The sequence below is a fragment of the Thermococcus sp. genome (assembly GCF_027066465.1).
GTDB lineage: Archaea > Methanobacteriota_B > Thermococci > Thermococcales > Thermococcaceae > Thermococcus.
This window is the reverse complement of the sequence record NZ_JAMONU010000082.1, coordinates 1-12,332: the sequence shown is the minus strand read 5'-3', so window position 1 is coordinate 12,332 and position 12,332 is coordinate 1. Positions and strand designations below refer to the sequence as shown.

Annotated in this window: 16 protein-coding genes; 6 read left to right on the top strand and 10 right to left on the bottom strand. The window is 55.4% G+C overall.

The annotated features are described in order from the left end of the window. The 9 genes from MVK46_RS03825 to MVK46_RS03785 form a co-directional block, all read right to left on the bottom strand. On the bottom strand, positions 1-246 hold a 246-nt coding region (locus tag MVK46_RS03825; protein ID WP_297535328.1), incomplete at its 3' end, for a redoxin domain-containing protein. Between the two features lie 213 nt (positions 247-459). Continuing rightward, on the bottom strand, positions 460-2,376 hold the full coding sequence (locus MVK46_RS03820) for a molybdopterin-dependent oxidoreductase (protein ID WP_297535327.1): 1,917 nt from the start codon (positions 2,374-2,376) through the stop codon (positions 460-462). A 5-nt stretch (positions 2,377-2,381) separates the two neighbouring features. Further along, a complete protein-coding gene (locus MVK46_RS03815; RefSeq protein WP_297535326.1) occupies positions 2,382-2,954 on the bottom strand; it encodes a hypothetical protein in 573 nt (190 codons plus the stop codon). A gap of 29 nt (positions 2,955-2,983) precedes the next feature. Beyond that, on the bottom strand, positions 2,984-3,733 hold the full coding sequence (locus MVK46_RS03810; protein ID WP_297535325.1) for a DNA polymerase sliding clamp: 750 nt from the start codon (positions 3,731-3,733) through the stop codon (positions 2,984-2,986). Positions 3,734-3,735: 2 nt separating this feature from the next. Then, positions 3,736-3,897 carry a hypothetical protein gene (locus tag MVK46_RS03805; RefSeq protein WP_297535324.1) on the bottom strand — a complete coding sequence of 54 codons (162 nt, stop codon included), beginning with the start codon at positions 3,895-3,897 and terminating at the stop codon, positions 3,736-3,738. Beyond that, a complete protein-coding gene (locus MVK46_RS03800; RefSeq protein ID WP_297535323.1) occupies positions 3,894-4,226 on the bottom strand; it encodes a transcription factor S in 333 nt (110 codons plus the stop codon). The genes MVK46_RS03805 and MVK46_RS03800 overlap by 4 nt, the downstream gene beginning before the upstream one ends. Before the next feature lie 65 nt (positions 4,227-4,291). Continuing rightward, positions 4,292-4,705 carry an immunoglobulin-like domain-containing protein gene (locus tag MVK46_RS03795; protein WP_297535322.1) on the bottom strand — a complete coding sequence of 138 codons (414 nt, stop codon included), beginning with the start codon at positions 4,703-4,705 and terminating at the stop codon, positions 4,292-4,294. Positions 4,706-4,773: 68 nt separating this feature from the next. Continuing rightward, positions 4,774-6,057, bottom strand: a complete 1,284-nt coding sequence (gene glyA / locus MVK46_RS03790) for a serine hydroxymethyltransferase (RefSeq protein WP_297535321.1) — start codon at positions 6,055-6,057, stop codon at positions 4,774-4,776. A gap of 87 nt (positions 6,058-6,144) precedes the next feature. Continuing rightward, positions 6,145-7,332: an aromatic amino acid transport family protein gene (locus MVK46_RS03785; protein ID WP_297535320.1), complete on the bottom strand. Its 1,188-nt coding sequence runs from the start codon at positions 7,330-7,332 to the stop codon at positions 6,145-6,147. A 149-nt stretch (positions 7,333-7,481) separates the two neighbouring features. Here MVK46_RS03785 and cobB point away from each other — a divergent pair, with 149 nt between their 5' ends. Genes cobB through MVK46_RS03755 form a run of 6 tightly spaced genes read left to right on the top strand, consistent with a single transcriptional unit; the run spans position 7,482 to position 11,035 of the window. Continuing rightward, positions 7,482-8,234, top strand: coding sequence for an NAD-dependent protein deacetylase (cobB, locus tag MVK46_RS03780; RefSeq protein ID WP_297535319.1), 753 nt, complete (start codon positions 7,482-7,484; stop codon positions 8,232-8,234). After that, entirely contained in the window at positions 8,231-8,632 is a 402-nt protein-coding gene (locus MVK46_RS03775) for a DUF3783 domain-containing protein (RefSeq protein WP_297535318.1), read from the top strand. The genes cobB and MVK46_RS03775 overlap by 4 nt, the downstream gene beginning before the upstream one ends. 30 nt (positions 8,633-8,662) lie before the next feature. Then, positions 8,663-9,391: a TIGR02253 family HAD-type hydrolase gene (locus MVK46_RS03770; RefSeq protein ID WP_297535317.1), complete on the top strand. Its 729-nt coding sequence runs from the start codon at positions 8,663-8,665 to the stop codon at positions 9,389-9,391. Further along, positions 9,348-9,929, top strand: coding sequence for an ASCH domain-containing protein (locus tag MVK46_RS03765; protein WP_297535316.1), 582 nt, complete (start codon positions 9,348-9,350; stop codon positions 9,927-9,929). Before MVK46_RS03770 ends, MVK46_RS03765 begins: the two co-directional genes overlap by 44 nt. Positions 9,930-9,963: 34 nt before the next feature. After that, a complete protein-coding gene (locus MVK46_RS03760) occupies positions 9,964-10,581 on the top strand; it encodes a phosphatase PAP2 family protein (protein WP_297535315.1) in 618 nt (205 codons plus the stop codon). After that, positions 10,574-11,035 carry a COG2426 family protein gene (locus tag MVK46_RS03755; protein ID WP_297535314.1) on the top strand — a complete coding sequence of 154 codons (462 nt, stop codon included), beginning with the start codon at positions 10,574-10,576 and terminating at the stop codon, positions 11,033-11,035. Before MVK46_RS03760 ends, MVK46_RS03755 begins: the two co-directional genes overlap by 8 nt. A 15-nt stretch (positions 11,036-11,050) precedes the next feature. On the opposite strand, the gene MVK46_RS03750 is transcribed toward MVK46_RS03755, so the two are convergent. Beyond that, positions 11,051-12,332: TldD/PmbA family protein (locus tag MVK46_RS03750; protein ID WP_297535313.1), on the bottom strand; the 1,282-nt coding region annotated here is incomplete at its 5' end.

The following is a 12,332-nucleotide window of genomic DNA, read 5'->3' as shown; positions in this document are numbered from 1 at the left end:
CATCCACTTGATGTGGCTGAAGACCTGGTCAACGCTGAGTCCAATCGGCTCGACGCCGAGCTCCCTGAACTTGTCGAGCCTCTTCTGCATGGCGTAGAACTCGGTCGTACAGACCGGGGTGAAGTCAGCCGGGTGGCTGAAGAGTATGAACCACTTGCCCTTCTCGGCGAAGTAGTCCGGGAGCTTTATCACTCCGTGGGTTGTCTTGACCTCAACCTCTGGGAACTTTTCTCCTATGACGACCATCTTTCATCACCTCTCCTTTTCCTGTGTCGTCTTCACTATAAACCTCATAGGTTCGAATATATAAGTCTTTCGGTTCGTTTTCAGGAGAAATTTTGGAGAAAAAACAATGGGCCTTAAAAGACATCGAGGGAGAATACAATCATGCCCATCTTTTATTGACGTTATGGAAAATAAACCAAAACGTCTTTGCCAAAAATTGATGAACAAAAATGTTTATTTGCCGTTAAGCTTCCTAACATTGACCCACGTTGAATGGTACGCCGAACCGTTCCCATAATCCTCAACGGTTCCGTCCGTCGTCAGGAAGTTGGCGTTCCAGCCAAGGAGCCTGACCCAGAAGGCCTTGTAGAGCAGGACAACTCCTCTCGGAACGTCGTCGCTGAGTTTTGCGAGGGTTTTTACTCGGCCGTAGTCGTTGAAGACCTCGACCGTCTCGCCGTCTTCAATGCCCCTCTCCTCCGCGTCAACAGGGTTGATGTAAAGGTTGGGGTCAATCATTCCATAGGTGTTGTGGTACTGGCTCGTTATCGTCATTCTGTAGGTTGGCGTGAGCAGGCGGAGCGGATACTTTCCTTCAAACTTCCTGTATTCAGGAAACGGGCCTAATCCCCTCTCAACGGCCCTCCGCGAGAAGAACTCGATTTTTCCGCTCGGGGTTTCCCACCCTCTCGGCTTTTCAGGAATTTTAACGAAGCCCTTCGCCTTCAGCTCCTCCCAGCTCAGGCCGTTGAGCTCAAGGACCTTTCGAATTACTTCCTCATCGATCTCGTAAAGGTGGGGATTTTTAATGCCCAGCGCTCTTGCGAGCAGTCTCGTTACCTCGCTGTTGCTCCTGCCGTACAGCCTCGCGACCGGCTCGTTCAGAGCAACGTAGCGGTGGTAGTAGGAATCCGCTATGTCAAGCCTCTCGAAGAAGGTGTTTGCCGGCAAAACGACGTCCGAGTAGAGGGCTGTGTCGGTAAAGAAGATGTCGTGCGTAACGACGAAGACGTCGCTCTCGCTTAGGGCTTTTCTCAGCCTGTTCTGGTTCGGAAGGCTCGCGAGTGGATTGGAGTTGTAGACGTAGAGGAAATTAATCTCACCCCGCTCGATGTATTCCGCCAGCTTCATCTGGGGGATTCTCTTCGCCGGCTTCGTCCTCAGGAAGGTGCCTTCTGCGTAGGATTTGTCCATCGTTTTCATGTCGTATATAAAGCCGAAGCGGTGGCCGACGAGGGCGGGAAGGATTGCTATCGCCCTAACCGCCTCCCCACCAGCAAGGGAGCGCTGGAAGCCGTAGCCGACGTGGATTACGCCCCTCTTTTCGGCGAACTCCCGCGCGAAGGTCTCTATCTCCTCAACTCCCAACCCGGTTTCTTTGCTTACATAATCAAGCGATAGTGTTTTTACATAATTCTTGAATTCTTCAAAACCGTAAACGTTCTCGCGGACGAAGGCCCTATCGTAAAGCCCCTCCCCGATTATAACCTTTGCAAAACCCAAAGCCAAAAGAACGTCCGTGTCTGGCCTCACCTGAAAGAACCTGTCGCTTCTCCTGGCGGTTTCTGTCCTGACGACGTCAACCGTCCAGATTTCAAGGCCGTGCCGTTTAGCGAGGGCGAAGCCGTGAAGATTATTCCAGAAGGCGTTTATGCCCCAGTAGACGATTAACCGCTGGTTCTTAAGCTCTTCCGGGTCGAGACCGACGGCAGTTCCGTAGACGTCCTTAAGTGCCTCCTGCCCGGCCCTGTCGCAGATTCCATAGTCGAGCACGGCGGTGTTGAGGTAGTGAAAGAGCCTCAGCGGGAAAGCGTAGTTCACAACTCCCCTGTCGCCGGCGTACTGATAAACGAGAACGCTCTCACTCCCGTGCTTCTCGATGGTCTCCTTCAGCTTCTTCGCTACGAGGCCTATCGCCTCTTCCCAGCTCGCTTCTCTGAAGGAACCGCTCCCCCTCTCGCCGGTTCGGATTAGCGGGTTCTTTAGCCTGTCCTCCGAGTGGAACCACTTCGAGAGCAGAGCACCCTTGGGGCAGAGAAAGCCGGCCGTTATCGGGTGCTCCGGATTGCCCCTAACCCTAAGCCTTCCGTCTCTGAGCTCGCTCACCATCGAGCAGGTGTCGTAGCAGTCCCGCATGCAGACGGAAAACATTGCAATCACGGGGAAAGCCTGACCTTAAAAGCAACCTCCCTCTCGACGAGAACCCTGCCTATCTCCGAGGGCAGGACCGCCATGTCCCAGGCCCTGAAGGGTCCGTACTCCCTCATGTCAGGACCGAGGATTACGGGAAGGTTTTCGATTATGATGTAAACCTCTCCAGGTGTCCTTCTGGCTGGCTCCCCGGATTCAACCCCCTCTACCTCATCTCTTTCCTCGGCTTCAAGCGATTCAACCTCGGGTAGCTCCTCCCGCTCGATAAACGCCCTGAGAACCCTGAAGATTTTTCTCTCCTCTGAGGTCATCTCCGCTGGCTTCCCCTCAACGGCTAGGTCAACTATCTTGTGGAGGCGGAGTTTAATTATTTCCTTAATCAGACCCTCAGCGATTCTCAGCTGGGCCAGGTAAAGTCTCTCCTCGACGCTTTCACCCCTCTCGCGGGAGCTTTCGGCACTCAGTTTAAGGGCTTTAACCAGACTGTCGAACTCCCGATAAAAATCATCGTCCAGCTCGGTGAGTTCAACGCTCGAAAGCTCCTGCTCAAGCAGTTCCCTGAGCTTGACGATGTCCATGCAACCACCTCAGAGAAAAGGAAAGGGAATCACTCCTCGACGCGCGGGGCCAGGAGGAACACGAGCCTGCCCTCGTCCCTTATGGGGTACTCCATTTGAAGGGGCATTTCGTTTCCAAAGTTGAGTATAACCTCGTCCGCCTTGCCGATTCCCTTTATCATATCGCTGAGGTAGCTGATTCCGTAGGCGCTCTTGGTCTCTTCCTTGACCTCAAGGTCGAGCAGACCCTCGTCCTCAAGGGTAAGCCTTATCTCGACCTCGTTGGTCTCCCCTTCGGCCTTCATTATAAACTCGTTCTCGGTTGCTATGAACTTTATGGCGTCGCTTACGAGCGAGGCGTCCTTAACTGCCTCCTTGAGAACCTCACCGAGGACCACAACCTTGGCCGTAAACGGCAACTCGGGGAGTTCAAGCTCAAGCTCCTCAACGTCTATGAGGGGCAGTCTGAAGGTTCTTCTGGCGGTTCCCTCGAATGTCACCTCGAGGAAGTTGTCCTCGCCCTTCCTGAGGATGAGCGTGTCCTTGGCCTTCCCGCGCTTGAGGACCTTCTTGAACTGGTCCATGTTAACGCCTATGGTTTCCTCCTCCTCGACCTCATACTTGGAGAAGATGCTCTGCGGAAGGTTGAGGTCAATCAGAACGACCCTGCTCGGGTCCATCGCACGCATGCTTATGCCCTCCTCCGTGAACTTGAAGGCGGCCTCGTCTATGAGGTTACTTGCCGTCGCTATTATGTCGGCAAACTCCTTGGCACCGTCAAAAACGACTTCGAACGGCATGGCTATCCCTCCAGTATTTTAATCATCAATCTAACCCTTTCTTTTCCCCGGAATAAATAAGCTTTTCCGTTGTCCGTATCGGGTACCCTTTTATACGCTTCTTCAAGCTCCTTCAGGGCCTTTTTGGCAAGCCTTAGAAGGGTCTCCCTCTCAAGCTCGTTCACTCGTAGGACCTCCAAACGTAGCCGCACTTGGTGCACTTGTAGAATATCGTGCTCGGCTCATCTCCAGCCCTCGTCTGAAGCTCCCACCAGTAGGCGGTGTCGTTGCCGCACTTCGGGCAGGTAACCTTGGTGGTTGGGAGAGTTTTAACGTCTTGCTCTATGACGACTATCTCCTCATCGGGTTTGTGCTCGACTTTCTGGGTTATCCTGGTTTTGGCCCTGTCCTTCTCCTCATCAAAAGGCTCCTCGTAGCCACAGACGCGACACACCCAGACCTTTCTCTTTCTATCGGGGAGCATGAGGTTGCCGCACTTCGGACAAAACTTCATTTTCCCACCCCCGCCGGAGAGGGGGTATATTGGAAAGCAATAAAAAGTTTTGGCAGAAGAGCCAATCAGCTTTCAACGACCTCAAACTCGCCCGAAACCATGTATCTCGTCCCGTTTACGAAGACCACCTTCTCAACCCTGTACTTTCCGGGCTTCAGTTTGAGCTCGGAGAGCCCAACTGTCTGCTGCCAGCTCTTTCCCGGGGGAATGGTTCTGAGTGTCTGGATGAACATCAGTCCGGTGTTCACCTTCGTCCAGTTGCCGTTCTCGTAGCGGTAGAGGGTGAACTCGTAGCCTGCGGTCGCGTTAACGTTGGCGTTGTTGATGACCCTTATGATTATTGTATCCGTTGGCTTAACCACCGAAGGCGTTACCTGAAGGACAACGGGGGCTTTTGGAGGCTCCTTCTGAGCCTCATTGAGGTAATACGCCGCGGGAATTATCAGGGCAACCAGGATTACGGCTAGGAACCACCTCATGCAATCACCTTAAATGGACTACTCACCAAGAACTCTTAACCTTTTCCAAAAAGAATTGAGAAGAAAGGTCACTCCCTGAGCGGCAAACCGTAGTCGAAGGAGTAGTAGACCTTCTGGAACTCGGCGCGGAAGCCGTAAACGTCCCTTCTGACCTTGGCCGGGTCCTCCCTGTCTATGAGAACGCGGCGCATGAACCTAGCAATTTCCTTCATGTCGTCCTCTAACATTCCAACGCGGGTCATCTCCTGGACGCCTATGCGCAGACCGCTCGGCTCGTTGACCTTCTCAAGCGGGTCCCAAGGCAGGAGGTTCTTGTTGAGTATTATGCCCGCCTCCTCGAGGAGCGGTGCGGCCCAGCCGCCGGCCTTCTCATGGAGGTCGCTAACGTCAACTATGACCTGGTGGCTCTCCGTGTAGCCCCTGTCCTCGCCGATGACCTTGAAGCCCTCCTCCGCTAAGGCTTCAGCCAGAGCTTTCGCGTTCTTGACGACCTGCTTCGCGTACTTCTCACCGTACTCGAGCATCTCCGCCGCGGTGATCACCTTGCCGGCCATGTGGTGGAGGTGGTGATTGCTCAGCACACCGGGGAAGATGGCCCACTGGAGCTTGGCTATCTCCTCGGTCTCGCCGAACTTCTTGTAGAGTATGACACCTCCCTGGGGTCCGGGGAACGTCTTGTGGGTCGAGGCCGTCACTACGTCTGCACCTTCGCGGAGCGGGTCCTGGAACTGCTTTCCGGCGATGAGTCCGAGGACGTGGGCGGCATCGTACATGACGTACGCACCGACCTCCTTGGCAACGGGGGCGAGCTCCTTGACCGGGTGCGGGAACGGGAAGAGAGAACCGCCGAAGACGACTATCTTCGGCTCGAGCTCGCGGATTAGCTGGGCGGCTTTGTCAACGTCGATGTTGAACTCCTCGTTGTCGAAGGGCCAGGTGTGAACTTCGAGACCCCTCATTCCGGCGGCACCGAAGGGCATGTGGCTTATGTGCCCGCCGTGGCTGGTGTGAAGGACTATCGCCCTGTCGCCCGGCTGGGTGAGGCCGAAGAAAACCGCCTGGTTGGCGTTGGTTCCAGAAATGGGCCTCAAATCAGCGAAATCGCTCTGGAAGAGTTTTGTGAACAGCTCGACGCCTATAAGCTCGACCTCGTCCACGTATTTGCATCCCTGATAGTAGCGCTGTCTCGGCCAGCCTTCCGCGTACTTGTGCATAAAACCGGAAGCGACCGCCCTCATAACGCTTGGAGAAGTCACGTTTTCGCTCGCTATCAGGTTTATGGTGTGCGCCCTCCAGTTCTCGTGGTCCTCAATAAAGTTCAGAACCTTGTCACGGTACTCACGGTAGCTCATAGGAAACACCTCGAAGGATTTTCGGACGATGGGGATATAAACCTTACCACAGGAGTCCGAACGCACAAAAAAGTGAAGTAAGGAACCTCAGCGCCGCCTGAGCTTGGCGACAACCCAGATTAGGATGGGCAGGATTATGAAGGCCATCATGTCTCCGGTGTCTCCCGCGAAGGCCAGAACGTCCGCGAAGTTCTTTATCCCGGCGAAGTATACGACCGCCGGCGGAACCACAGTTAAAGCCCAGGCAATCGGCCTCTTGAGCCTCACGAACTCCTCGTTGTTGCTCTGCTGTGCGAGGGCTATTCCTATGTAGCTCGTCGTTATGGCGAGGAAAGGTATGAGATTGCCAAGAATTTTTCCAACGTTTCCGTATAGCCACTGAAGCCCCTGGGTGGCTATCTGGGGGGTGTTCCTTCCAAAGGCGAGGAGGAAGGCCGCCATGAAGATGGCATAGACAGCGGTGGGAATCAGGAACGCCCACACGAGAACCTTCTTTGTCTCCTCGTAACTGCCGAGTCCCTTGTAGACGTCTGGAATCACCGTGTGACAGCCGAGGGCAAAGATTGCGACACCGGTTATGCTGAGTATCCCCGACAGGCTCGTATAGAGGCCGTTGCTGAGCTTCGCGTGGGGGACGAGCATTACCGTTACCGCTATGAAGAGGGCGAGCATGACGTAGCTCATCGCCAGCTCTGTTTTTCCGCTCGCTTCGAGGCCGTGATAAACCACCAGCGAGGCGAGAATCCAGAATATGAAGGCTCCAAGCGTGTCGCTGATTCCAAAGAGGTTCGCAAAGACGCTTCCCATTCCAGCTATGTAGGCGAGGATAGCTCCGAAGCTCATGATGAAGATGCTGACGTACATCAGCCAGCCGCCGGCCTTTCCGAGGACGCGCTGGGCTATCGTGCTCATCTGCGCCCCGCCCATTCCTGCGGAGAACTTGAGGACTATGAAGGCCGTTCCGAGCATGAGAACCATGACGCCGAAGAGCACGACCAAAGCCGGTATGAGGCCCACTTTGCTTGCAGCGTAGGGGAGTCCCAGCACTCCCGCCCCTATCTGCGTTCCGACGAGTATTGCCAGTGCTTCTCCCTTCGTTATGCGCTTCTTCTCAACGCGAATCGTGCTTATCCTGAGTCCCCTGACTGCCTTCCTCCTCCTGAGGAGCTGGATTAGCGTAACCCTCTTCCTCCTCTCAGCGGCGAGACGCTCGGCGTAATAGCGACCGTGAGAGGTGGTAACCTTTCTTCTCGGTGTTCCATCCGTAATCGGCATTTTTCCTCACCTCCACTACGATGCACCAATGAATACAATTTAAACCCTTGCTCGGAAGGTTGAAGGAAACCTCTAATATCCTTCGGCCTTTCCCCTTATATGGCTTAACCTCTAGTAGAATTTTTAAGTCCGGCCGAGTAAAAAGAACCATGCTGGGGCATGCAGGCAAAATTCTGGCCCGTTCGCGCTTCGCCATAGCGTTTACAGGTGCTGGCATAAGTGCTGAGAGCGGTATACCAACGTTCAGGGGTTCAAACGGCCTCTGGAGAAACTACAGGGCGGAGGAGCTTGCAACCCCCGAGGCGTTCCGGAGGAATCCAAGGCTCGTCTGGGACTTTTACAGGTGGAGAATGAGGAAAATCCTCGAGGCGAAGCCGAATCCGGCCCACTACTCTCTGGCGGAGCTTGAGAAAATGGGGGTTCTCAAAGCTGTAATCACGCAGAACGTCGATGATTTACACCGCGAGGCTGGGACGAAGAACCTCATAGAGCTTCACGGAAACATCTTCAGAGTCCGCTGCACCTCCTGCCCCTACAGGGAGAACCTGAAGGAGAGCGGTCGGGTTCGCGAGTTCGTGGAGGCAGAGGGCCTCCCGAGGTGCCCACGCTGCGGTTCAATCCTGAGGCCGGACGTCGTCTGGTTTGGAGAGGCCCTGCCGAGAGAGGCCCTGGAGGAGGCCTTCCGTCTGGCGGAGAAGGCCGACATGGTGCTCGTCGTGGGAACGAGCGGAGTCGTTTATCCAGCCGCTTACATACCGCACATCGTCAAGGAGCGGGGCGGAAAGGTTATAGAGGTAAACGTCGAAAAGAGTGGAATAACACCCATAGCCGATGTCTTCCTTCGGGGGAAGGCCGGTGAGATACTTCCAAAGCTCGTTGAACTCGTGAGGGGGTTGAGATGAGACTGCTCCTCGTGGGGTTTACGGAGGAAGAGGTTGAGAGAATCAAAAAGCTCGGCTTCCCGCTCCTTCCAGTTCCAGAGCACTTCAGGAAGCTCACGGTGGAGGAGATACTGGAGAGAACAACTGAGGGCGGAAAGCTCGACTGGGCAGGGGGGAAGTTCCTGATTATGCACGGTCTCGAGGGTGAAGCCATCAAGCGGGTGATAACCGAGGTCAGGAAGCTCACTGAGGGGAGGGTAATCTTCGCCACCACCACCGAGACGAACCTGGGCTGGACGCTGGAAGAGCTCCTTGAGGAGCTGAAGAAGGAGGATGAATACTTCCGGGCAATGAAGGAAGCCAGAAAGGAGACCGACAAAAGGAGCGGACCCTTCCTCGACATCGGCAACGTTAAATAATCCCTCGAACTAGTGCGAGAGGGGGAGGGGATGATAAAGGCCGTCATCTTCGATTTGGACGATACGATAGTCGACACCACGCGCCTCGCAGAGATGGCAAGAAGGAACGCCATAGAGAACATGATACGCCACGGCCTTCCAGTGGACTTCGACACGGCCTACCGCGAGTTGCTTGAGCTAATAAACGAGTACGGGAGCAACTTCAACAGACACTTCGACTACCTCCTCAGGCGCCTCGAACTTCCCAACAACCCGAAGTGGATAGCCTCAGGAGTCATAGCGTACCACAACACGAAGTTCGCCTACCTTAAGAGCGTCAGAGGAGCCAGAAAGGTCCTCCTTGAGCTTAAGAAGGAGGGCTACCTTCTCGCGATAATCACCGACGGCGACCCGATAAAGCAGTGGGAGAAGATACTCCGCCTCGAACTGGACGACTTCTTTGACGAAGTTTTCATCTCCGATTACCTCGGGGTTAAAAAACCCCACCCCAAGATATTCCAGAAGGCCCTCAAGAGGCTCGGCGTCAAACCGGAGGAGGCCCTAATGGTCGGCGACAGGCTCTACTCCGACATCTACGGGGCCAAGCAGGTCGGCATGAACACGGTCTGGTTCCGCTATGGGAAATACCGCGACCGGGAGCTCGACTACCTCGACTACGCCGACTTCACGATTGAGAGCCTTGAAGAGGTTCCGAGGATTGTGAGGGGACTCAACAATGAGGAAAAAGAGCGTTCAGATTCGGAAGTTCATGCTGATTGACTCCGCCTACAAGTCGAGAATCCTGAGGGGAGACAAGGTCACGACGATACGCTACGGCAGCTACGAGGCGAAGCCCGGGAGCGAGGTTTACCTCGTGATAACGCCGAGCGACACTGCCATAGCGAAGGTCAGAATCACAAAGGTCGAGCGGAAGAAGGTTAGGGAACTCACCAACGAAGACGCCAAACTCGACGGCTTCTCGGACGTTAAGGAGCTCCTCCGCGAGCTGAACAAAATCTATGGAGACCTCTACGGGGACGACGAGGTCACGGTGATAGGCTTCGAAGTCGTCAAGACCTTCAAGGACGGAATCCCCCTCAAGTGGCTCAAGGGCCTCAACTACCGCGAGCCGGAGGAGATAGCGCGCCTTTACCTCGAAAACCAGGACAGGCTCAACTTCAACCGCGAAACGGACTTCATAATGCGCAGGATTTACAACGAAGGTCTCGGAAAGGCCGTCAGAACCTTCGGGCCGAAGAGGGTCCAGCAGGCTCTCCTCAAGGTTTACCACGGGCTTTACAACGAGGGGCTGATTTAGAAAAGCTTTTGAGGAACCCTCACCTTCTCCAACCATGCCCAGCGAATCCCTCAAGAACTGGAAGTTCCTGCTGAACACGGCGTTGCTGGCGCTCCTCCTTATCCTCCAGCTCACGGGTTTAATGGCCGGCATAAACTCCCGGGTTGACGCGCTCCTTCCATCGCCGAACCCTACCTTAATGAACGTCCTGACAGCCTTCGGAAGCGACCTGTTCCTCGTTCCCTTCGCAATCGCTGTCATCTACCTCGACATCAGGAACTCGGGAAAGCTCTCGAGGGAGACGCTCATTTTCCTTGTCTCAGCCGTCGTCGGCCTCATCATAGTCGGTGTTCTCAAGGTCGCAATCAACGAGCCGAGGCCCCGCAACCACGGGGGCTTCTCCTTTCCATCGGGCCACACCTACAGAGGGGCAATAATCGCGGTCTACGCCTCGAACCGCTGGGAGAGGGCAACTCCCCTGGCGGTTCTCTTCGCGGTTGGAGTTGCGATGACGCGGTTGCTCCTTCACGTCCACTGGTTCGGCGACGTTCTCTTCAGCCTGCTACTAGCTCCCTGGGTCTACAGCATCGTCAAGGCCACCCAGGACTCGTGGCTTCCGCTCTACAGGCGGGTAATCTCAAGGCTCGGACTGGGGGTGCTCGACGTTGAATAGCTTCATTGAGGTCTTTCTCTTATCTCTCGTGCCGACCTTTGAAGGAAGGTATGCGATAGTCTACGGCATAGGGAGGGGCTACCCCCTCTGGGAAACCCTCTTAAGTGCTTCCCTCGGCGTGCTCACCCTCTCGCTCCTCCTGCCTGCACTGCTCCCCTACATAGACCGGATAATGCTCTGGCTCGAAAAAACGCCCCTCAGAAAGGTGGCACACCTCTACCTCCACTACGTCGAGCGCGTTCGAAAAAAGGCGCACCCCTACGTGGAGAGGTGGGGCTTCATCGGCCTCACGATTTTCGTTGCCATTCCTCTTCCCGGAACGGGGATATGGACCGGGGCTTTGGCGGCTTACATCCTTGGAATCGAGAAAAAGCAGACGGTTCCAGCGTTAATTCTCGGCGGACTTCTCAGCATGGCGATTACGGTTCTGCCGGCGCTGGGACTGTTGGGGTAAAAAACAATAAAGAAATCACTTCGTCGCCCTCGTTATGCCGACGTCCTTGACGAGGACGTAGGGCGTAATGACGGGCCTTGAAACCTCCCACCAGTGCACCTGGAACGGCTCGTTGCCTATGGCAACTACGTTGCTCAGAATCCTCCCGAGGTTGTCGCTCACCCTAATGTTCCTTATCGGCTTGAACTCGCCGTTCTCGACCAGGAAGATTCCGTCGCGCGGTATCGTCGAGAAGTCGCCGGTCACATAGTTCTGGAATCTGGTGTACCAGACGTTGGTGATGTAGATGCCCCGCTTAACCTCGCTGAACAGCTCGGCCTTGGAGTAGTCGCCCGGTTCGAGGACGAGGTTCCAGGGCCTCGGCATTATCAAGCCGGCGTTGGCTGTCGTCTCGGTTCCGTACTTCTTGGCGAGGCTTGTGTTGAGGAGGAACGTTTTGAATGTCCCGTTCTCTATGACGGTGGTTTCCCTCGTCGGAACGCCCTCGTCGTCGAACTTCCTGCTTCCATAGCCGTTGGGGAGGTTGCCTATATCCTTGAGCGTTACCAGCTCGCTCGCGACCTTCTGGCCCAGCTTTCCAGCGAGGAACGAGAAGCCCGCCTCGGCCGCGTAGGCTGAGAGCATGAAGCCCATGTAGCTGAGCAGGTTCGCGAAGGCGAGCGGGTCGAAGATGACGTCGAACCTCCCTTCGGGCCCCTGAACCGGGTCCTTGGCCATGTGGGCAATCTCGCCAGCCTTCCTCCCGGCAAGCTCGGGGTCGAACTTCTTGAGAACCCTCGCGGAGCAGGTTCCATGTCCGCTCTCAAGGTCGCCCACGAAAGCCCTGACGCTTATCTCTATTCCGGTTCCCTCGTCGAAGGCCTCAACCCCGTTGCTCGTGGTCAGGTAAAGCCTGTTGTGGTCGGTGTAGAGAACCCCTGCCACGCGCTTGGCACCTTCGCTCAGGGCGGTGTTTATGGCAATCTCGACGTAGTCGTTCGGCTCGTCGAGCTCAACTATCGCCTTATCGAAGGTCTCGGGGATGTCCTTATACTGGAACGGCCCCTCGGCGATGCCGTAGTAGTCCTCCTTGGGCGAGAGGTTCTCGATGTTCTTCTTGAGGGTCTTCAAGACCCGCTCGACGTTCTCCTCGCTCAGCTCGGTTATCGTGGTTGTGGCGATGCGCTTGTCCTTCTCGACGAAGAGTTCCACCTTCCTCTCGTGCCAGTGTTTGGCAACGGTAATCTCGTTGTTAGCAAAGCGCACCTGCCTCCTGTTCGTTTCGTAGCTCAGAACGACGACGTCGCCGAAGCCAAGC

Excerpts from the sequence above, each read along its gene's own strand:
- MVK46_RS03820 (WP_297535327.1), bottom strand. The coding sequence starts at position 2,376 with ATGTTTTCCGTCTGCATGCGGGACTGCTACGACACCTGCTCGATGGTG.
- MVK46_RS03815 (WP_297535326.1), bottom strand. The coding sequence starts at position 2,954 with ATGGACATCGTCAAGCTCAGGGAACTGCTTGAGCAGGAGCTTTCGAGC.
- MVK46_RS03810 (WP_297535325.1), bottom strand. The coding sequence starts at position 3,733 with ATGCCGTTCGAAGTCGTTTTTGACGGTGCCAAGGAGTTTGCCGACATA.
- MVK46_RS03800 (WP_297535323.1), bottom strand. The coding sequence starts at position 4,226 with ATGAAGTTTTGTCCGAAGTGCGGCAACCTCATGCTCCCCGATAGAAAG.
- MVK46_RS03795 (WP_297535322.1), bottom strand. The coding sequence starts at position 4,705 with ATGAGGTGGTTCCTAGCCGTAATCCTGGTTGCCCTGATAATTCCCGCG.
- glyA (WP_297535321.1), bottom strand. The coding sequence starts at position 6,057 with ATGAGCTACCGTGAGTACCGTGACAAGGTTCTGAACTTTATTGAGGAC.
- MVK46_RS03785 (WP_297535320.1), bottom strand. The coding sequence starts at position 7,332 with ATGCCGATTACGGATGGAACACCGAGAAGAAAGGTTACCACCTCTCAC.
- cobB (WP_297535319.1), top strand. The coding sequence starts at position 7,482 with ATGCTGGGGCATGCAGGCAAAATTCTGGCCCGTTCGCGCTTCGCCATA.
- MVK46_RS03775 (WP_297535318.1), top strand. The coding sequence starts at position 8,231 with ATGAGACTGCTCCTCGTGGGGTTTACGGAGGAAGAGGTTGAGAGAATC.
- MVK46_RS03770 (WP_297535317.1), top strand. The coding sequence starts at position 8,663 with ATGATAAAGGCCGTCATCTTCGATTTGGACGATACGATAGTCGACACC.
- MVK46_RS03765 (WP_297535316.1), top strand. The coding sequence starts at position 9,348 with ATGAGGAAAAAGAGCGTTCAGATTCGGAAGTTCATGCTGATTGACTCC.
- MVK46_RS03760 (WP_297535315.1), top strand. The coding sequence starts at position 9,964 with ATGCCCAGCGAATCCCTCAAGAACTGGAAGTTCCTGCTGAACACGGCG.